Annotated in this window: 16 protein-coding genes; 14 read left to right on the top strand and 2 right to left on the bottom strand. The window is 36.3% G+C overall.

Going from position 1 to position 20006, the window contains the following annotated elements; translation table 11 throughout:
- The first annotated feature begins 78 nt into the window (after nucleotides 1–78).
- The 8 genes from leuC (at nucleotide 79) to M2265_RS19205 (ending at nucleotide 9324) form a co-directional block, all read left to right on the top strand.
- Entirely contained in the window at nucleotides 79–1476 is a 1398-nt protein-coding gene (leuC, locus tag M2265_RS19240) for a 3-isopropylmalate dehydratase large subunit (RefSeq protein WP_132769208.1), read from the top strand.
- A 41-nt stretch (nucleotides 1477–1517) separates the two neighbouring features.
- A complete protein-coding gene (locus tag M2265_RS19235) occupies nucleotides 1518–2339 on the top strand; it encodes a methyltransferase domain-containing protein (protein WP_132769210.1) in 822 nt (273 codons plus the stop codon).
- Nucleotides 2340–2697: 358 nt separating this feature from the next.
- Nucleotides 2698–3282: a 3-isopropylmalate dehydratase small subunit gene (leuD, locus tag M2265_RS19230; RefSeq protein WP_132769212.1), complete on the top strand. Its 585-nt coding sequence runs from the start codon at nucleotides 2698–2700 to the stop codon at nucleotides 3280–3282.
- Nucleotides 3282–4745: an ATP-binding cassette domain-containing protein gene (locus M2265_RS19225; RefSeq protein WP_207902394.1), complete on the top strand. Its 1464-nt coding sequence runs from the start codon at nucleotides 3282–3284 to the stop codon at nucleotides 4743–4745. Before leuD ends, M2265_RS19225 begins: the two co-directional genes overlap by 1 nt.
- Before the next feature lie 134 nt (nucleotides 4746–4879).
- Entirely contained in the window at nucleotides 4880–5953 is a 1074-nt protein-coding gene (gene leuB, locus M2265_RS19220) for a 3-isopropylmalate dehydrogenase (RefSeq protein WP_132769216.1), read from the top strand.
- A gap of 35 nt (nucleotides 5954–5988) precedes the next feature.
- Nucleotides 5989–7152 carry a 2-isopropylmalate synthase gene (locus M2265_RS19215; protein WP_021191844.1) on the top strand — a complete coding sequence of 388 codons (1164 nt, stop codon included), beginning with the start codon at nucleotides 5989–5991 and terminating at the stop codon, nucleotides 7150–7152.
- A gap of 148 nt (nucleotides 7153–7300) precedes the next feature.
- A complete protein-coding gene (gene ilvA, locus M2265_RS19210) occupies nucleotides 7301–8554 on the top strand; it encodes a threonine ammonia-lyase IlvA (RefSeq protein WP_021191845.1) in 1254 nt (417 codons plus the stop codon).
- Nucleotides 8555–8805: 251 nt separating this feature from the next.
- Nucleotides 8806–9324 carry a DUF2911 domain-containing protein gene (locus M2265_RS19205; RefSeq protein ID WP_132769218.1) on the top strand — a complete coding sequence of 173 codons (519 nt, stop codon included), beginning with the start codon at nucleotides 8806–8808 and terminating at the stop codon, nucleotides 9322–9324.
- Nucleotides 9325–9431: 107 nt separating this feature from the next.
- Here the strand turns inward: M2265_RS19205 and M2265_RS19200 are convergent, their stop codons facing one another.
- On the bottom strand, nucleotides 9432–11837 hold the full coding sequence (locus M2265_RS19200) for a prolyl oligopeptidase family serine peptidase (RefSeq protein WP_132769220.1): 2406 nt from the start codon (nucleotides 11835–11837) through the stop codon (nucleotides 9432–9434).
- Between the two features lie 366 nt (nucleotides 11838–12203).
- Here M2265_RS19200 and M2265_RS19195 point away from each other — a divergent pair, with 366 nt between their 5' ends.
- From M2265_RS19195 to M2265_RS19170, 6 genes are all read left to right on the top strand, one after another.
- A complete protein-coding gene (locus tag M2265_RS19195) occupies nucleotides 12204–12437 on the top strand; it encodes a thioredoxin family protein (RefSeq protein WP_021191847.1) in 234 nt (77 codons plus the stop codon).
- A gap of 30 nt (nucleotides 12438–12467) precedes the next feature.
- A complete protein-coding gene (gene nrdI / locus M2265_RS19190; protein WP_132769222.1) occupies nucleotides 12468–12875 on the top strand; it encodes a class Ib ribonucleoside-diphosphate reductase assembly flavoprotein NrdI in 408 nt (135 codons plus the stop codon).
- Between the two features lie 10 nt (nucleotides 12876–12885).
- Nucleotides 12886–14940 carry a class 1b ribonucleoside-diphosphate reductase subunit alpha gene (gene nrdE, locus M2265_RS19185; RefSeq protein ID WP_264599361.1) on the top strand — a complete coding sequence of 685 codons (2055 nt, stop codon included), beginning with the start codon at nucleotides 12886–12888 and terminating at the stop codon, nucleotides 14938–14940.
- Nucleotides 14941–15038: 98 nt separating this feature from the next.
- On the top strand, nucleotides 15039–16025 hold the full coding sequence (gene nrdF / locus M2265_RS19180; RefSeq protein WP_021191849.1) for a class 1b ribonucleoside-diphosphate reductase subunit beta: 987 nt from the start codon (nucleotides 15039–15041) through the stop codon (nucleotides 16023–16025).
- Between the two features lie 114 nt (nucleotides 16026–16139).
- A complete protein-coding gene (locus M2265_RS19175) occupies nucleotides 16140–16856 on the top strand; it encodes a carboxypeptidase-like regulatory domain-containing protein (RefSeq protein ID WP_132769226.1) in 717 nt (238 codons plus the stop codon).
- 104 nt (nucleotides 16857–16960) lie between these two features.
- On the top strand, nucleotides 16961–18769 hold the full coding sequence (locus M2265_RS19170; RefSeq protein ID WP_132769228.1) for a M60 family metallopeptidase: 1809 nt from the start codon (nucleotides 16961–16963) through the stop codon (nucleotides 18767–18769).
- A gap of 42 nt (nucleotides 18770–18811) precedes the next feature.
- On the opposite strand, the gene M2265_RS19165 is transcribed toward M2265_RS19170, so the two are convergent.
- A complete protein-coding gene (locus tag M2265_RS19165; protein WP_132769229.1) occupies nucleotides 18812–19987 on the bottom strand; it encodes a glycoside hydrolase family 76 protein in 1176 nt (391 codons plus the stop codon).
- Nucleotides 19988–20006 lie beyond the last annotated feature (19 nt).

Here is a 20006-nt window from a genome sequence, read left to right as displayed (position 1 = left end):
CTGCAAAAATTCGGTTGTTTTTAGGAAGTTCCAAAAAAACAACCGAATTAAATTGAAAAATTAACATTAGAGAAGAAAATGTCAAAAACATTAGTAGAAAAAATTTGGGATGCGCATGTCGTCAAACGTGAAGAAGGATTTCCAGATATTATTTATATAGACACCCACCTTATCCATGAGGTAACTTCCCCACAAGCATTCGATGGTCTGCGCAAAAGAGGTTTACCGGTATTTCGTCCCAACCAAACTGTTGCCACGGCAGATCATAATGTCCCCACTTTAAATCAGCACCTTCCCATCAAAGAAGAATTATCACGCTACCAAGTTGATATGTTGACTAAAAACTGTGCTGAATTCGGTATTAACCTATATGGTTTAGGTCACCCCTACCAAGGTATTGTACACGTGATTGGGCCAGAATTAGGGATTACATTACCAGGTAAAACTATGGTATGTGGAGATAGTCATACCTCAACACACGGTGCATTTGGTGCTATTGCTTTTGGAATAGGCACTTCTCAAGTGGAACAAGTTTTTGCAACACAATGCTTACTGCAACAAAAACCAAAAACGATGAAAATCGAAGTAAATGGTGATTTGCAAAAAGGAGTAGGCGCGAAAGATATTATCTTATACATCATTGCAAAAATCTCTGCAGCAGGTGGTACAGGCTATTTTATTGAATATGCTGGTTCGGCAATCCGTTCATTAAGTATGGAAGCTAGAATGACCATTTGTAATATGAGTATTGAAATGGGAGCTCGTGGAGGCTTAATTGCTCCCGATCAAACTACTTTCGATTATGTAAAAGGACGTGAATTCGCTCCTAAAGGAGACGAATGGGATAAAGCATTAGCATATTGGAAAACATTATATTCTGATGATGACGCACAATTTGATGCTGTATTAGAATTTGATGCAGCAGATATCGCACCGATGATCACCTATGGTACTAATCCAGGAATGGGCATGGGCATTACAGAAAGCATTCCAGCTACACAGTCACAACCTGAATCAGAACAACCATCTTATCAAAAAGCACTCAACTATATGGGCTTTGCTGATGATGCTCCAATTTTAGGAAAACCAGTAGATTATGTCTTTATTGGAAGCTGTACAAACTCCCGTATCGAAGATTTACGTGAAGTTGCTGCATTTGTTCAAGGAAAACAAAAAGCAGAACAAGTAGAAGTTTGGATCGTTCCTGGCTCAAAACAAGTTGAAAAACAGGCAATCGAAGAAGGATTAGATAAAATTTTCGAAGCGGCAGGATTTCAATTACGTGAACCAGGCTGTTCAGCATGTCTAGGCATGAATGAAGATAAAATTCCTGCAGGAAAATACTGTGTTTCGACATCAAATAGAAATTTTGAAGGACGTCAAGGACCTGATGCCCGCACGATGCTGGTATCACCTTTAACTGCTGCAGCGGCAGCTGTAACAGGTAAAATTACCGATGTTAGGGAGTTGATATAATCTAATTGCTAATAGTAGCTGTTCTTAAATAACTTTTACAAATGTGCCAAATTTGTCAGACAGTCGCAGTCACCGAAAATAAAGTGATTCAACGTGAAGAGCAAAGTGCAAACGCAATCTTTAATCAAAGAACGTTGGAAAAAGATTATCATACATTGAAATCTGCTTTAAAACCAGGATTAAGAGTTTTGGATATCGGTTGTGGAACAGGTGCGATCACAAAAGATATCGCAGCCATAGTCGGCCCATCAGGTGCTATTGTTGGAATTGATAATACAGAGTCTTTTATTACGGAAGGAAAAAATCTATTTGGTAGTATCCAGAATCTAGAATTGATTCATTGTGATTTACTAGATTTTGACAGCATCGAAAAATTTGACCTGATCGTTTCAGCACGTACTTTTCAATGGATTTCAACACTTGATAAAGCGATTGATAAATTGAAAACGTTATTAAAACCCAATGGGCAAGTATCGATATTAGATTATAATCATGAAGCCATCGATTGGACTCCAAAAATACCCAGAAGTATGGAACATTATTATCACATGTTTTTGATGTGGCGAAATGACGCTGGTATGAACAATAGAATCGGATACGATCTGGATGACATTTTTGAAGAACATGGTTTTGGTCAAATTGAAGTCTTTAACGCCGATGAACATTATGAGCGCAACAACCCATTACACCTAGACAAATTAAAAATATGGTCGCAGGTAGCCAACTCAAAACAAATGGTAGAAGAAGGGTATGTGAGCGATCAAGAACGTTTAGATGCTATTAAAGATTACAACAATTGGGCTGATAATTTAGCCGTCAGCATGACTATGAAGCTTAGAGAAGTTAGAGCAGTTTTAAAATAAAACATTGCACTGACAGCAACATAACACGGAAAATATCAAGAGCTTAAAACAGCTCACATATAAAGTGAAACGAGTTGTTCATTGATACAGTTAAAGACAGATACTCGTAAATAAATAATGAAGTGGAGGAAACCATCATGAGCAGAAAGTGGCTCAAAAAGGAGATAAATACTCTTCTCATGATAGCTTCATCAACATAAAATAACATACCGAGTGAAACGAGTTCATTGATACAATGAAGAACAGACACTCGTAAATAATTATTTAGATGAAACCATCATGAGGCAAAAGTGGCTCAAAAAGGAGATAATTCTCTTCTCATGATAGCTTCATCACCATTAAATAACAAATTATTTAGATGAAAAAATTTGAAACAATAACAACAACGGTAGTTCCTTTACCGATTGAAAATATAGATACCGATCAGATTATCCCAGCACGCTTTTTAAAAGCGACTACACGGGATGGATTTGGTGACAATTTATTCCGCGACTGGCGTTATGATAGCGAAAATCAACCCAAGTCTGATTTTGTAATGAACAACCCTACTTACACAGGAAAAGTTCTTGTAGCAGGTAAAAACTTTGGTTGTGGTTCTAGTCGTGAGCATGCTGCTTGGGCTATCCAGGATTATGGATTTGATGTTGTGATCAGTAGTTTCTTCGCAGATATCTTCAAAGGCAATGCCTTGAATAATGGCGTATTGCCGATTCAGGTAACAGACGAGTTTTTAGAAACTATTTTTGATACCGTATTTAAAAACCCGAACACAGAAATTATCGTGGATCTAGAAAATCAAACCGTTACATTATCTGAAACAGGTGCACAACAATCTTTTGAAATTAATCCTTACAAAAAATCATGTCTTATTAACGGATATGATGATATTGATTTCATCCTAAACAACAAAAGTGCAATCGAAACTTTCGAACAAACAAGATAATGATAGAACCTGTCGTCCATATTGCCAATTTAACTGTCCAGCACCAATATCACGTGGTACTGCAGGACTTGAATTGGCAAATTGAACCAGGTCAGCACTGGTTAATCGGTGGTAGAAGCGGTACGGGAAAGACTACTTTGGCACAAGCAATTGCAGGCCATATTCCATACAGTGGACTTTTAAATATCAACTTTAACAGCAACTCCCCTCTTCCTGCAGAAGTTTTATATGTTTCCAATTGGTATCAATTCACCAATTTAGAAGGCGATAAAAACTTCTATTACCAGCAACGTTACAACAAACATCAAACCAACGATACGTTAACAGTACAGGCCGAATTTCTACATTTTGCAAAAGAAAAACATTTGCAATTTGAAGAGGTAAAACCATACTTCCAAACTTTTGGGTTTGAAGATGTTCAAAACACACAGCTTATAGAATTATCCAGTGGTGAACATAAAAAACTGCAGTTAATTAAAGCGTTATGGCTAAAGCCACAAGTATTGATTATTGACCAACCCTATACAGGTCTGGATCGTCAATCTCGCCAAGAACTTAATCAAGCGTTCGATGATTTAGCACACGCTGGAGTGACTTTGATATTAATCAGTAATGATCAAACAGTGCCAACCTGTATCAATCATTTTGCAGAAATACAGGAAGGTCAGTTGCATGAGGTTTCTTCACAAGCAGCATTCTCACGAGAAAAAGAGCGCGCAAGAAAACCGCTTCCACATTTTTTACAGAAATCTCCACGTATTACTTCCCGAATCATGGTAAAAATGTCCAATGTGGATGTAAGGTATGGTGAAAAAGAGGTACTAAAAACAATTAATTGGGAAGTAAAAGCAGGTGAAAAATGGTTATTGCAGGGGCATAATGGATCTGGAAAGTCTACGTTATTAAGTTTAATCAATGGAGATCACCCTCAGGCCTATACCAATGATATTGTTCTTTTCGGTAAACAAAGAGGATCTGGAGAAAGTATATGGGACATCAAAGCTCATTTAGGAATTATTTCACCTGAAATGCATTGGTACTTTGATCAGTCAGCGAAAGTTTGGCAAAGTGTTGCTTCAGGTTTTTTTGATTCCGTTGGACTATTCCGTAATCTCAGCTTTGAAAACCAACAATTCCTCGATCAAGTATTGGATTTCTTTGATTTGAAAGAAGATAAAAATAAATTATTAAATACACTACCCTTAGGCAAACAACGTTTAGCTTTGCTAGCAAGAACAGTGATTAAGAATCCTGAATTATTAATTTTGGACGAACCCTGCCAGGGTCTTGATTACGAACAAACACAACATTTCAATGCAGTTGTAGATGAACTATGCACCTATGGAAAAACATTAATTTATGTTGGCCATTTTGAGACACAGCTACCGGCATGCCTTGAAAAGAAAATCATATTAGAAAAAGGAATGGTTAAAACCATTGAAGATATTTTACAGTACGCATAACAGGAAACTATCATGCCCACGCTACTCCCAACATACAGTATATATGCGCATGATAGTTTCATCATAAAAAATAAAAACGAGTGAAATGGAGTCGATTATCCAATTGAAAACATACACTCAAAATAATTAATCTGATGAAAAAAAATATACTCGTTATTCCTGGTGACGGAATAGGACAAGAAGTAACTATTTGGGGTAAAAAAGTTCTAGAAAAAATCGGACAAAAATATGGTCATGAATTCAGTTTTGATGAAGCGATCATGGGTCACGTTGCTATTGAAGCTACCGGAAACCCATTGCCAGATGAAACCTTAGAAAAAGCAAAATCAAGTGATGCAATCCTATTCGGTGCCATTGGACATGCTAAATACGATAATGATCCATCTGCTAAAGTACGTCCGGAACAAGGATTATTAAAAATCCGTAAAGAATTAGGTCTTTATGCAAACTTACGTCCCATCTTGTTATTTGATGAACTATTAGACGCATCTAGCTTGAAACCAGAAGTATTAAAAGGAACAGATATCCTTTTCTTCCGCGAGTTAACAGGAGACGTATACTTCGGTGAGAAAAATCGTTCTGAAGATAATAATTTCGCTTCAGATCTAATGAATTATAACCGCTATGAAGTAGAACGTATAGCACGTAAAGCTTATGAAGCTGCCCGTACACGTTCTAAGAAATTATGTTCGGTAGATAAAGCAAACGTATTAGAAACATCCCGTCTTTGGAGAGAAGTCGTGCAAGAGATTGCAACAGAATATCCAGATGTCGAAACTGAACATATGTTTATTGACAATGCTGCGATGCAATTGGTGAAAAATCCAAAGAAATTTGATGTGGTACTAACCGCCAACTTATTTGGTGACATTTTAACAGACGAAGCTTCACAGATTGCTGGTTCTATGGGCATGCTAGCTTCTGCATCTATTGGTGACGGTACAGGGTTTTTTGAACCTATCCATGGTTCAGCGCACGATATTGCAGGACAGAATAAAGCCAATCCATTGGCATCGATTTTATCTGTTGCATTAATGTTAGATATTAGTTTTGGTTTACAAGCAGAAGCTAAAGAAGTAACAGAAGCAGTTGCAGCAACTTTAAAAGCTGGCTGGAGAACAGGTGATATTGCAAATGTAAATACACCTGCAGACAAAATATTAGGCACACAAGAAATGGGTGCTAAAGTATTAGAATTTATTAAATAGACTGAACAGAGTTTCTAAATTATAAACATAAAGCTATGTTACACGATCCAAATCATCTATACATCTTCGATACCACTCTTCGCGATGGCGAACAGGTACCAGGATGTCAATTAACTACTCCTGAAAAAATCGACATTGCAAAAGATTTGGAGAAACTGGGTGTCGATGTTATTGAGGCTGGTTTCCCAGTTTCTAGTCCCGGAGATTTTCAATCGGTTGTTGAATTATCCAAGGCCGTAAATGATGTTATTATCTGTGCTTTGACACGTGCCAATGAAAATGATATTAAAGTTGCTGCAGAAGCCTTAAAATATGCAAAAAGACCACGTATACATACGGGTATCGGAGCTTCTGATATGCATATCAAGTATAAATTCAACTCCACACGCGAAGAAATATTAGATCGCGCTGTTGCGGCAGTAAAATATGCAAAATCACATGTTGAAGATGTAGAGTTTTACGCAGAAGATGCCGGCCGCGCTGATTTAGTTTACTTAGCGCAAATGGTCGAAGCAGTTATTGCCGCAGGTGCTACTGTTGTCAACATTCCAGATACGAACGGTTACTGTTTACCTGATCAATATGGCGCTAAAATAAAGTTTTTGAAAGAAAATGTTAAAAACATTGATCAAGCGATTATTTCTGCACATTGCCATAATGATTTAGGATTAGCAACAGCCAATTCCATTGCTGCAATCCAAAATGGTGCGCGTCAGGTAGAATGTACCATCAATGGTATCGGCGAACGTGCTGGAAATACCTCTTTGGAAGAAGTGGCTATGATTCTAAAAGTTCATAATCAGTCTTTCGGTAACCTAACTTCAAATATTGACAGCAAGATGTTCACTTACCTTTCACGTAAAGTAAGTGAAATGATGAATATGCCAGTACAACCTAATAAAGCAATTGTTGGGCGTAATGCCTTCGCTCACAGCTCCGGTATTCATCAAGATGGTTTCTTAAAACACCGTGAGACTTATGAAATTATTCGCCCCGAAGATGTGGGATTAGAAGAAGCAGGTATTATCTTAACCGCTCGTTCCGGTCGTCATGCTTTAAAGCATCACTTAGAACGTCTCGGTTACACCTTAGAAAAAGAAGCCCTTGCAGAAACATATGAGCGCTTCCTAATTCTAGCAGATGCCAAAAAAGATATTTGCGACGATGATCTCAGAAGTTTATTCGCAGAAAGCGTTTAATAACACAAAAACTTATTAAAACGTCATTTTGACAAAGAATAAATTTGCAAGTAAAAAGTCAAAAAACTTATTTACTTTTATTCTAAGTCGAAATGACGTTTTTTTATTTGAATAAAAAAAAACAATCACCTAATCATAATAGAACAAAATGAGTTTAGATTTTTCTAATTTACAAATCGACTCAGAAAGCACTTACCATCGTATCAAGGACGTCGTCAATCGCACAGCTTTGCAATACAACACTTATCTTTCTGAGAAATATGGCGCAGATGTCTATCTGAAACGAGAAGACCTGCAAATCGTTAGATCATACAAATTAAGAGGAGCATATAATAAAATAATTTCGCTGAGCCAAGAAGAGCAAAAGCGTGGTGTGGTGTGTGCAAGTGCAGGCAATCATGCACAGGGAGTTGCCTTCTCTTGTAAAAAGCTCGATATTAAAGGTGTTATTTTTATGCCCGGCCCAACACCAAAACAAAAAATAACACAAACAGAAATGTGGGGCAATGGCAATATCGAAATTATATTGACCGGAGATACTTTTGATGACTGTCAGAAAGCGGCTCGCATTTATACTGAAGAAAATAACATGACCTTCATTCCTCCTTTTGATGATCCAAAGGTTATTGAAGGACAGGGAACAGTAGCCGTAGAAATCTTACAAGACTTACCAGATGTTAATGCTGTTTTTATTCCAATCGGTGGCGGTGGACTTTCTGCAGGAACGAGTTACTATTTAAAAAACAAAAATCCCAATATCAAATGCTATGGTGTAGAGCCACAAGGAGCAGCTTCTATGCAGGCGGCATTTACAGCGGGAAAACCTGTCGAACTCGAGAAGATCAATAAATTTGTCGATGGTGCTGCTGTTCAAAAAGTTGGAGACCTTACATTCGAGATCAGCCGCGAATATTTAGATGATATCCGATCGATCCCAGAAGGAAAAATCTGTACCTGCATATTAGAGCTATATAATAAAGATGCAATCGTCGTAGAACCTGCGGGAGCGCTTTCGGTAGCGGCATTAGAGTTTCATAAAGATGAAATAAAAGGAAAAAAAGTTGTCTGTATTATTTCAGGAGGCAATAATGATATTAACCGTATGAGTGAAATCCAAGAATTATCACTCTTATATGAAGGATATAAACATTACTTTATTGTACGTTTCCCAAATCGCCCAGGAGCTTTAAAACTATTCGTATCCGAGGTATTAAGCCCCAAAGATGATATTACCCGTTTCGAATTTATCAAAAAAACCGAACGCGAGCGTGGTCCAGCCTTGATTGGTATCGAACTAAACAACCCGGCAGATTACCAATCGTTGTTACAAAGAATGACGGAAAACAAATTTGAATATATCGAATTAAATAAAGATCAAACCTTATTTGAATACCTTGTTTAAGTGCTTAATGAGAAAAAATAAAAGGGGAATATGCAAAACACATATTCCCCTTTTTGTATTAAAATTTATTTCTAGCCTTCTCCAAGTACAACTATTCCTCATTTACACCAAAACTTTACCATACGATCTACCTATGTATCAACAAAACTAAAATTGTGGCATCGATATCTCTAAATACAAGAAATTACTTTAAAAAGCTTACTATCAATTTTTTACTTTAAATTTTTATGTATATTTAATTAAAAAATATTATGAAAACAACAGCTATCTTATTTATGTTAACGATCATTTGTACCACTGTATTTGGACAAACTGATAAAACCAAGAGACCAAGCCCACCTGATAGTGTTAAAGTCACTACTAGTGATGGTGTAACCATTGATGTAAACTACAGCCGTCCATCTTTAAAAGGTAGACAAATTGGTGTTGATATTGTCAAAGTTGGAGAAATATGGCGTACGGGTGCAAATGAAGCAACAACTGTAGCATTTGATAAAGATGTACTTATTGAAGGTAAAAAATTAACAAAAGGAAAATATAGCTTATATACTATTCCCGGTGAACAAGAGACAATTGTTATTTTCAATAAAACATGGAATCAATGGGGAACAAAATATGATCAAGCACAAGATGCATTACGTGTAAATGTTAGAAATTCAACAAGCACTACACCACAGGAACAATTTAAAATTGATGTGGATAAGTCTGGTAAAATTGCATTAATATGGGGCGATCATTTACTACCAGTCCAAGTCAAAGCTGCGCTATAATTAAGAATTTCAAAAGAGATCAAACTGTAAAATAACATTTGACATGCGTTAAAAACGCATATGTATTAAAAAAGCCAGATAATTTTTATCTGGCTTTTTACTAAGGGTTATTTGTTTTTTAAATATTTTTCTAAAAACTTATCCTGTTCCCACAATAGGTGGAAAATATTTTCCTTTGCAACATAACCATGTGCCTCACGCGGTAAAATAACCATACGAACAGGAGCTCCAAGATTTTTCAATGCTTGGAAATAACGCTCTGTCTGTAATGTAAAGGTACCCGGATTATTATCTGCCCCCCCATGTACAAGTAATAAAGGAGTTTTCATCTTATCAGCACTTACAAATGGAGACATGGTCATATACAGTTGTGGGTCATCCCAAAAGTTACGTTGTTCACTTTGAAATCCAAAAGGAGTTAACGTACGATTATAAGCACCAGATCTTGATATTCCAGCAGCAAATAAATTTGAATTAGATAAAAGATGTGCGGTCATAAAAGCACCGTAAGAATGTCCTCCAACAGCCACTTTCTTTCTATCAATATAGCCTAAACTATCGACCGCATCGATTGCCGCTGCACCATTCGCAACAAGCTGTTCAATAAAAGTATCATTTGGTTCCTGAGTACCCTCGCCAACAATTGGGAATGCGGCATTATCCAATACGGCATACCCCTTAGACACCCAATAAATAAATGATCCATAACTCGGATAGGTAAATTCTTTCGGGTTTGCAGTACTTTGGCCAGCTGTATTTTTATCTTTATATTCTCTTGGATAAGCCCAGATCAACAAAGGAAGTTTTTCCTTATTCTTAAAATCGTAACCTGCAGGCAGGTATAAAGTACCTGAAAGATCAACACCATCTTTACGTTTATAATTCAAGATCTCCTTGTGTACTTTTTCTAAATTCGTAAATGGATTTTTCAACTGTGTCAATGCCTTTTGTTTTCCTGTTTTAATATTCTTTGTAAAATAATTGGGAAATACCGAAGCAGATTGCAGAGAAACCATCATGTCTCCCGTTTTCGGATCAATAAGCTGAATAATACGTTCTTGAAGATCTGATTTTTTAGCTGTGTAAAGTCTTTTTTTCTTTAAACTCCTTAGATCCAGCTCATCCACAAAAGGAAATTCCCCTTCCTTTGTAAATCCCTTCCCTATTAAAAACACTTTATCATTTTGAATTGACATCGGATACGTTCCAAAGTTATTACGTGCCTTAAACACATCCCCAGGATCATTGTAGATATCTTGGCTATTGCGGTCATTAATCAATTTTGACGCTCCAGAACTTGGGTTAATCAAAAATGTTTTCACATTACGGGTATCATACCATTGCGAACTGACCATTGCATATTCATCATTTCCCCAGATGACACCAGCAAAGCGATCTTTGGTTTTGGTGATCAATTTAGGTGATGAGGTAAAAGGAAAGTCCAATGTATATAAAGCATCACGAAATTCAACATTCTTCCCGGGATCACCGCCGTCCAAAGCCTCAACATAGGCTAAAGTTGCTGGTTTATCATCTCTCCAATGCAAATTCCGACGACCTGTACGTGAAGCAGAAAAACCCTTAGGCATAACTTCTATCAAAGGAACATCATTTACCTTGGTAATTAATTTGCCTGTCAGATCGTAAATAGCTGTTTCCTGGGGAAATCTAGAATAAGGTACAATATAAGAATAAGGCTTTTTAATGGTATTCACTAAAATATATTCGCCATTTGGAGAAAAAGAGGTCCCGGCAAAAATTGCTTTATCACTAAACTTTTGAACTGCACCTTCTAGATCTACAATTTGTAATTCAGACTGAACCAACGTTTCAAAATTAGTCTCATCCTGTGGATTTTTCAGCAAATCCTGATATGTTCTCAATTGCGACACCTGTCCATCACTTGTCGAAACAACTGGCCCGGTCGGCAAATCTTTTGTTTGGTCAATTAATTTTATTCTATTTACTGGTAGTGTTGAAATCAACAAACGTTCAGAATTACGGAACCATTTATAAGGTGCATCTAATAACGTATTCAACACATATGATGTCAATTGTTTAACCTGCAATGATTTTAAATCTAATATAAATAAAGCCGTACCGGTAGTATTTGTATTGGTAAAAGCTAATTTCGCATTATCTGGTGAAAACGTTAAATTTGCCAATGAAGGATTAGCAGGCATGCCTCTAAAATCTGTAATCTCCTTATCATCAGCAATTTTCTTTAAAGAAAATTTACTAAAGAAGGTTTCTGCACTTTCAACATTTGTTGCCGGATTGATACGAAGACCGGCCAGCTTCATCTCTTCCTGCCCCAATTCTGCCAAAGACTTATAAGTAGGTCGATATAAAAATAAGATCCAATTATGATCATTAGACATTCGTATCTGTGGAGGGCGTATAAAATCAGCTAAGGCTAAAATTTCAGAAGAAGGTTTTTGGAAAGTGACATTCTCTTGAGCGGAGGCTTCCAGAGATAATAAAAATAGTAAACCGCAAAGTAATTTTTTCATATATATATTTTAATATAATAAGCTGTCAAAATATAGTAAATAATTAGATTAAACCAAGAAAGTGTAGTCACTTTATGACATAAATATTAGACTAAAAAAACATTCTTAAAATACAGATATTTTCTATCTTCTAAAGTTATCAACATTAAATTAATATTGATAACCAAGCGAATACAAATATTCCGCATGCGCAAAGCCCTATATCGATCATTTTTTTCCACCAATGTGGAAAAGTCAAATTACAGCTTCAAATTAAATTTATGATATTTGTTAGAGTTGGGAAATTAGGCTTCTCAAACTTGTTAAAATCATTCAACTCAACTCGCCTTCTTTTAGGAAGCGCGATTTTTAAATTTAAGTATAATCATGGCAAGAATCATCAAATTCGAGAAAAACGATTGTGCACCTTGTGCGCAAGTATCTGCATATCTAGATCAAAAAGGTATCAAATATGAGTCTATCAACCCATTTGACCAACCAGATTTAGCTGCAAAATTTAAAGTTCGCACAGTTCCGACCGTAATCGTTTTGGAAAATGACGAAATTCAACACCGTATCATTGGATTTAAGCCTGAAGAATTAGGAGCGATCGCATTATAATAATAATCTGGTATCAAATTTTTATAATCCATGATACATATTTATTACGATAGCAAAACTGGAAATGTGCAACGTTTTATGGACAAGCTTACCCAAATCACAGGCTGGCATGCTCATAAAATAACCGCAGATCTTATTGCTGAAGAATCGGGGCATCTCGTAACGTTCACAACTAATTTCGGACAAATGCCCGAAACGACACGCATATTTATGACAGCAAACGCGTCTAAAATATATTCGGTCACTTCGAGCGGGAACCGCAACTGGGGACAGAACTTTGGACTTGCCGCTGATAAAATTTCAGCTGACTTTGACATCCCATTGGCTTTCAAATTTGAATTGTCTGGTACAATGGAGGATATTAACCAATTTATTGACATCATAAAGAACAACTGCGATGGTAGCAAACGAGGTAGCAAAAAACTGGATATTGCTTAACAACGAAATCATGATTAAACATGATGACGAGTTTAGCTTACATAAAGATAAAGAGGCCGTACGTGCCTATTTTTTAGAGTATGTGAATAAGAACACGGTGTTCTTTTATACTTTAAAAGAAAAAATCGATTACTTAATTGAGCAAAATTACTATATCAATTTCTACGAATGGTTTACATACGAAGAAATGGAAACGGTCTATAATTTTGTTTTCGCAAAAAAATTCCGCTTTGCCTCTTTCATGGCTGCGTTTAAATTTTTCCAGAGCTATGCGTTAAGAGACGATTCTGGAGAAAAGTTCTTAGAACGTTATGAAGACCGTGTCGTAGCAGTAGCTTTATTTTTAGCGCGTCACGAAGGTGTAGAAAAAGCAATTGCTTATGCCGAATTATTCATCAATCAAGAATATCAACCAGCAACACCAACATTCTTAAATGCAGGTAAAAAACGTTCTGGAGAATTGGTTTCTTGTTTCTTAGATGAAATTGGTGACAATTTAAATGGTATCGGCTATGCGGTTGATTCAGCAATGAAATTATCTTCCATCGGAGGCGGAGTTTCATTCAATATATCGAAAATTCGTGCTCGTGGCGAAGCCATCAAAGGAGTTGAAGGTCGCGCTGGAGGTGTTCTTCCAATCATGAAAATCATGGAAGATACTTTCTCATATGCCAACCAACTGGGTCAGCGTCCTGGTGCTGGAGCTGTATACTTAAACATTTTTCATGCTGACATTGAAGAGTTCTTAGACTGTAAAAAAATCAATGTGGATGAGAAAGTACGTATCAAATCCCTTTCTATAGGTATCATTATTCCTGATAAATTCATGGAATTGGCTGAAAAAGATGAAGCCTGTTACTTAATATATCCACATACTGTGATGCTGGAATACGGCATTCCATTGGATGAAATGGATATGGACAAAATGTACGAAGAGTTAATTACCAATCCGAATATCAAGAAAAAGAAAATCAACGCCCGTCACATGTTAGTAAAGGTTGCACAGACACAAAAAGAGTCCGGCTATCCTTATATCTTCTACAAAGAAAACACCAACCGTGCTCATGCATTGAATGGCATTGGTAAAGTAAAATTCTCAAACTTATGTACGGAGATCATGCAGGTGTCTGAAGTTTCAGAAATAAATATCTACGGAGAAGAAGATCAAATCAAATATGGTATCTCATGTAACTTAGGTTCCTTGAATATTGCTACCGTAATGGATAATAAGCGTGTTAAAGAATCTGTTAAATTAGCAATGCGTGCTTTAACAATGGTATCTGATGTAACAGATATCAAAATGGTTCCTTCTATCGCCAAAGCAAATAAAGAATTACATTCAGTAGGACTTGGAGCTATGAATCTACATGGTTATTTAGCGAAAAGCTTTATTATGTACGAATCGGAGGAAGCATTAGACTTTGCCAATGCATTCTTTATGATGATGAACTTCTACTCTTTGGAAGCATCGATGGAAATCGCACGTGACCGTCAAAGAACATTTGTAGGATTTGAAAAGTCAGCTTATGCAGATGGATCATATTTCAACACATATACAGAACGCGATTATTTGCCAAAAACAGATAAGGTTAAAGAATTATTTGAAGGAGTACATATTCCAACAATTGAAGATTGGGAAAAATTGAAAGCAGAAGTTCAAGAGTACGGTATTTATCATGCATATCGTCTGGCTATTGCACCGAACCAATCTACATCTTATATCATGAACGCAACCGCCTCTGTTATGCCGATTGTGGATATCATCGAAGTTCGCGAATATGGAGATAGTACAACCTATTACCCAATGCCTTATTTGACAAATGATAATTACTTCTACTTCAAATCGGCATACGACATGGATCAATTCAAGGTACTTAAATTAGTATCTGTAATCCAACGTCACATTGATCAAGGAGTAAGTACTATTTTACATACAAATTCTAAAGATAATACACGTGATCTATCTAGATACTACATTTATGCACATAAATTAGGGTTAAAATCATTGTATTATACGCGTACACGTAAGTCATCTATTGAAGATTGTGTTTCTTGTTCAGCATAAACTTCATTTAAAATAAAACCCATAAGCAATTCAAAAGTTATTAAAACTTTTGAATTGCGCTATTAACATATACATTCAATAATTCTCGCTGTAAAATAATGAGTAAACAATATACTGCTGTAAACTGGAATACGCCAGATAATGATTATGCCTTGATGTTTTGGGAGCAAAATATTAGACAATTCTGGATTGATACCGAATATATCCCTTCAAAAGATATTGATAGTTGGAAAGGATTAAGCTGGGAAATGAAAGAATGCTACAAAAAAGCATTGGGCGGATTGACTTTGTTAGATACTTTACAGAGCCATACAGGAATGCCAAAAATCATCGAACATACAGAATCGTTACAAAATAAGGCTGTATTATCGTATATGTGTATGATGGAGGCGATCCACGCAAAATCATATTCGACTATTTTTACAACGGTATCTACTACAAACGAAATCAATGATATTTTTGGTTGGGTTGAACAAAATAAATTTTTGCAATTCAAAGCATCCACCATTGACTCTTATTACCATGTATTAGACAAAAAGAATCCAACAAATGAAGAATTATTTATGACACTGGCAGCTTCAGTGCTTCTTGAGTCATTTCTATTTTATTCAGGTTTCTTCTTACCATTGTGGTTATGTGGTCAAGGACAAATGGTTGCTTCAGCAGATATCATCAAAAAAATTATTGCGGATGAGTCTATCCACGGTGTTTTCGTTGGATTAATGGCACAAGAAGTCTTCAAAAAACTAAAAAATCAAGAAGAAGTGAAACAAAAATTCATCAATTTATTGAACGAATTGTTCGATAACGAGATGAAATATACAGAAGAAATCTATACCGAAGTTGGTTTAACAGCAGAGGTAAAAGAATATGTTCGTTACAACGGTAATAAGGCATTAATGAATCTTGGATTTGATCCGATCTTTGAAGTGAAGCAGGTGAACCCAATTGTTTTAAATGGCCTAAATACAGAAACAACGCAACATGACTTCTTCTCGAAGAAATCAACAAACTACGAAAAATCAATGGAAATCGTACACCTGAAAGATGACGATTTTAAAATGGATGCTACGGTCAACGTATAACTATCTAAATTCCATTATAGCGATTCCCTTTACAGATTATGTAAAGGGAATTTTTATTTTAAACTAATTGAATCCGTCGTAGTCATACAGGTAGATAACCTAAACCTGACGATTATGACCACATTGCAAAAACAGCCTTCAGGCACACTTGTATTTCTAAGCTTTTTAATTATATACTTATGTTGCACCCATCTGTGCCAAGCCCAATTAAAAAAAATTATTCTGCTTGATGCCACAACATCAAACCCCATACCCAAAGCAAGTATATTTTTAGAAGAGGAAAATAATGGAACCGTTTCGGATGAAAATGGAATTGCACGTCTAGGAAATACACAAAGTAAAAATATACGAATATCGCATCTCAATTATAACATGCTCACTATAAAAACCAGCGATCTTACTCACGAGATAACAACTTTAAAATTAATCCCAAGGCCCGCCAATCAACTGGAAGAAGTCATTGTTTCAGCAGGATTTGATAAACTTTTAGTCGGTAAATGGAAACTTCTTGAAATCACTAACATTCGGATTCTATCCGATGGGACAGAACACAGTACCAAGAGAAAAACTTCTTTTGGCAATATAAAAGAATATAACGCAGATCGATCCTTCATAATTACCAGTTCAAATGGATCCAAACAATTATCAGGTAGATTTACAGCATTAAATAATCAGATATATGAAGACATCGATTATTCATATGATAAATCACTGCAAGGGATAACCAATATCTTATTTTATTCCAAAACAGAAGAAGACCACCAGATAAGAGTGAAATATCAACTTTCAAACTCCGTGTGGGTAACCGAAGAAATATGGAAAAAATTATAAATAGTAAAACCTATATTACACAATCGTTTGTCTTAAATGAAGGTTATAAATAAAGCTATCTTTTGGATTATATTTGAAATTACCTTCAAACCAATTCAATAACGATGAATAAACTATTTACTTTTTTATTGATAACTGTAATAACTGTACAGTCTTACGCTCAGCAACAGTATAGCCAAGTATTTGCAAAAGACGATTACAGTCAATTAAAAAAGAATGCCAGAGATCAGGACATTGAAAATATCAATAATTTGATATTAAAGCAGACTGCTAGACAATTAAAAGAGGGATCTTACCCCATTCAAAAACGTTTACGCGCTTATACAAATTATCAATCTCCCAATAGCCTAAGCAAGCGACTTAAAACAAGCCCTTACTCCCAATATGAAAATCCTACTGGTATTTACTTCACAGCAGGAGATGAAGCTATTGTATGGGTTGGAAAGACCAATGGAAGCCCTATTGCGCTACGCGTAACAAACTGGGATGATAAAAACTTCAAACAAAAAGACTACAATCTAAAAGAAGGCTATAATGCTTTGAAAATTGAAAATAAAGGAAATGCTTACATTCAATATTTCACAGAAGACAAAGTATCTTCAAAAAAGATCAACATTCACATACTAGGTGGAAAAGTGAATGATGTATTTGAACGAGGTAAGCATACCAATAAAGATTGGGATCGTATGCTAGCAAATGCTTCTGGACCCATCTTAGATATTGTAGGAAAACAAGTACAACTTGCATATTCGGTCAAATCATTACAAGAAAATGCACCCCATCAAGGCGTAGAACTGATCCAACTTTATGATTCAATTATTGGTATCCAGCACCAAATCATGGGGTTGACACAAACAAAAAGAATTCCGAAGAACAGAATGTTTGGCCGTGTTATCTGGCAAGGATTTATGCATGCAGATGGTATCGGCGCCGCATTTCACGATAATACCATGAAAGATGTCGCAAATGTGGCTAATCTTAGGAAAAATTCTTGGGGAGTAGCGCATGAGTTTGGTCATGTCAACCAAGTAAGGCCTAATATGAAATGGGTAGGTACAACAGAGGTAACCAATAACATCTATTCCGTATGGACACAATATACGTATAACAGCCATAGTCCCAAATTAGAACGAGAACGCTTAAAAGACTATGATGAACCTAAAATTGGAGGCCGTATCACTGCTTATATGGAATCTGCATTTGTACACCGTCAACCCTGGTTAACACAAGCAGGCCCAGACAGGTGGGATCGCCAACGTCCACGTGATTGGGGCGGAGATCACTTCGTAAAACTAGTTCCACTTTGGCAATTACAGCTGTACTTCAATGTCGCAGGAAAAGGAAATTCATGGGAGAACAAAAACTTTTATGGTGATATCTTCACGAAAGCAATTAATGCTCCAGCAACAGCAACTAAACAAGACGCATACTACCAGCTCGAGTTTATCAAAAACGCATGTGATGCATCAAAATTAGATCTCACAGATTTCTTTGAACAGTCTGGAATGCTTATCCCTATTGACCTTTGGGTAGATGATTATACCTGCGCACAGATGACCATCACAGCAGCTGATATTGCAGCCGTAAAACAGTATGCATCTAAGTATAAGAAACCTTCCACACCGGTATTACATTATATTACTGCAAACAGCACTTCAATTTATAAAAATAGACTGCCCTTAAACGGGATCGAAGGTTCTGGTTTCGAGAAAAGAGAAGATAAAATCATTGTTCAAAACAGCGCTTGGAAAAATGCTGTAGCATTTGAAACCTATGCAGGTGATAAACTTGTAAAAATTGCATTTGTAGGAGCTGGGTCTAATGACGTCTCCAGCACAACCGTTCATACTCCAAAAGGTACAACACAGGTCAAGGCTGTGGGATGGGATGGAAAAAGAATCAATGTATTATAATTTAATAAAAAAATAGGCTGATATAATCAGCCTATTTTTTTATTAGTATCCAAGTTTTGCCAGTCGCGCATACATCTCTACAAATGCACACTGATCTAGCAACCCTTTCGTTTCCTTCCTATCTTTAAGTGTCCAGTCCGTATAGAACAAACCTTTTTCATCCCGCATATAGTTCCAGGCATATTGCAGATTATGAGCAAAAACTGCCAAATACTTAGGATTATGATCTTGTTCAAATAGACTGATAAATCCCCGCATCATCACAGCATGAAACCATAGATTGCTGTTTTTTAACAATTTAAATTCTTGTCCTGTGACATCTTGAAAAAAATAAGAATAACAGGCTTCTCCGAGCTTTTGAGCATCCATCAAATATTGCTTCTCCTGAGTCAACCGGTACAATAAAGCCGCTGCTTGCAACATCTGACCCGAATTATAAGAGTATTTTGCTTTATCTATATGTCCATTTAAACTCATATTATCCCAAAAAAGGCCATCATTAGGATCTTCTAATTTTTCTTTGGTCCAATGGTAAAGTCTCCTGCCCTCTTCCAAATAATGGTTATCGTTCGTTGCTTCATACATCTTAAGCGCAAATACACTCGCAGGAGCATTAGAACATGCATTTTTAGATTCTTTTTTTTGTTCACACCAGTAGATACCACCACCAAGTAGGTCGTCTTCACCGCTCATCACAAACGCCCACACTTCCTTCGCTTTAGTAAGATACGCTTGTTTTTTCGTCAACAAATAACTATCCGTAAAATCAATACCTAGCCAGATATTATCATCATAAAAGCGATCGGAAACAGGAGCGTTATTTAAGTATGATGCATATCCCACAGGAAGACGTTTTTGATCACGATACCCCGCAAGGCCGACCAATACTTTTTGATCGAGTATATTCTGATATTCCCTTTTTTTCTTCGGCAACTCCATCAAAGCATTAACAGCTGAAAAACTACCCGAAAAAGGCCATAGATAAGCATATTTCTTTTGCTGCGATGCTTGTTCGGTGTTATTCAAATAATCGGCTTTAAAACCCTCATCAAAAGGAAACCTTTCCAATAGAAGCTGGTTTTCAACATTTCCAAATAAATGATAAATCTGTTTCATAGTCTGCGCGGCTGCAACATCAAAGTGTACTTTTTCCTGTGCCTGTAAACCATTCGCCAAAAGTGTAATACTAAAAAGTAGGTAAAAACTAAATATTCTCATAATTAGATCCTTAAAAAAG

The organism is Sphingobacterium kitahiroshimense (assembly GCF_025961315.1).
Lineage (GTDB): Bacteria > Bacteroidota > Bacteroidia > Sphingobacteriales > Sphingobacteriaceae > Sphingobacterium > Sphingobacterium anhuiense.
This window is presented reverse-complemented; position numbering and strand designations above follow the sequence as displayed.

What these genes read in the sequence shown, in the direction of transcription:
- leuC (WP_132769208.1), top strand. Translation starts at nt 79, where the DNA reads ATGTCAAAAACATTAGTAGAAAAAATTTGGGATGCGCATGTCGTCAAA.
- M2265_RS19235 (WP_132769210.1), top strand. Translation starts at nt 1,518, where the DNA reads ATGTGCCAAATTTGTCAGACAGTCGCAGTCACCGAAAATAAAGTGATT.
- leuD (WP_132769212.1), top strand. Translation starts at nt 2,698, where the DNA reads ATGAAAAAATTTGAAACAATAACAACAACGGTAGTTCCTTTACCGATT.
- M2265_RS19225 (WP_207902394.1), top strand. Translation starts at nt 3,282, where the DNA reads ATGATAGAACCTGTCGTCCATATTGCCAATTTAACTGTCCAGCACCAA.
- leuB (WP_132769216.1), top strand. Translation starts at nt 4,880, where the DNA reads ATGAAAAAAAATATACTCGTTATTCCTGGTGACGGAATAGGACAAGAA.
- M2265_RS19215 (WP_021191844.1), top strand. Translation starts at nt 5,989, where the DNA reads ATGTTACACGATCCAAATCATCTATACATCTTCGATACCACTCTTCGC.
- ilvA (WP_021191845.1), top strand. Translation starts at nt 7,301, where the DNA reads ATGAGTTTAGATTTTTCTAATTTACAAATCGACTCAGAAAGCACTTAC.
- M2265_RS19205 (WP_132769218.1), top strand. Translation starts at nt 8,806, where the DNA reads ATGAAAACAACAGCTATCTTATTTATGTTAACGATCATTTGTACCACT.
- M2265_RS19200 (WP_132769220.1), bottom strand. Translation starts at nt 11,837, where the DNA reads ATGAAAAAATTACTTTGCGGTTTACTATTTTTATTATCTCTGGAAGCC.
- M2265_RS19195 (WP_021191847.1), top strand. Translation starts at nt 12,204, where the DNA reads ATGGCAAGAATCATCAAATTCGAGAAAAACGATTGTGCACCTTGTGCG.
- nrdI (WP_132769222.1), top strand. Translation starts at nt 12,468, where the DNA reads ATGATACATATTTATTACGATAGCAAAACTGGAAATGTGCAACGTTTT.
- nrdE (WP_264599361.1), top strand. Translation starts at nt 12,886, where the DNA reads ATGATTAAACATGATGACGAGTTTAGCTTACATAAAGATAAAGAGGCC.
- nrdF (WP_021191849.1), top strand. Translation starts at nt 15,039, where the DNA reads ATGAGTAAACAATATACTGCTGTAAACTGGAATACGCCAGATAATGAT.
- M2265_RS19175 (WP_132769226.1), top strand. Translation starts at nt 16,140, where the DNA reads ATGACCACATTGCAAAAACAGCCTTCAGGCACACTTGTATTTCTAAGC.
- M2265_RS19170 (WP_132769228.1), top strand. Translation starts at nt 16,961, where the DNA reads ATGAATAAACTATTTACTTTTTTATTGATAACTGTAATAACTGTACAG.
- M2265_RS19165 (WP_132769229.1), bottom strand. Translation starts at nt 19,987, where the DNA reads ATGAGAATATTTAGTTTTTACCTACTTTTTAGTATTACACTTTTGGCG.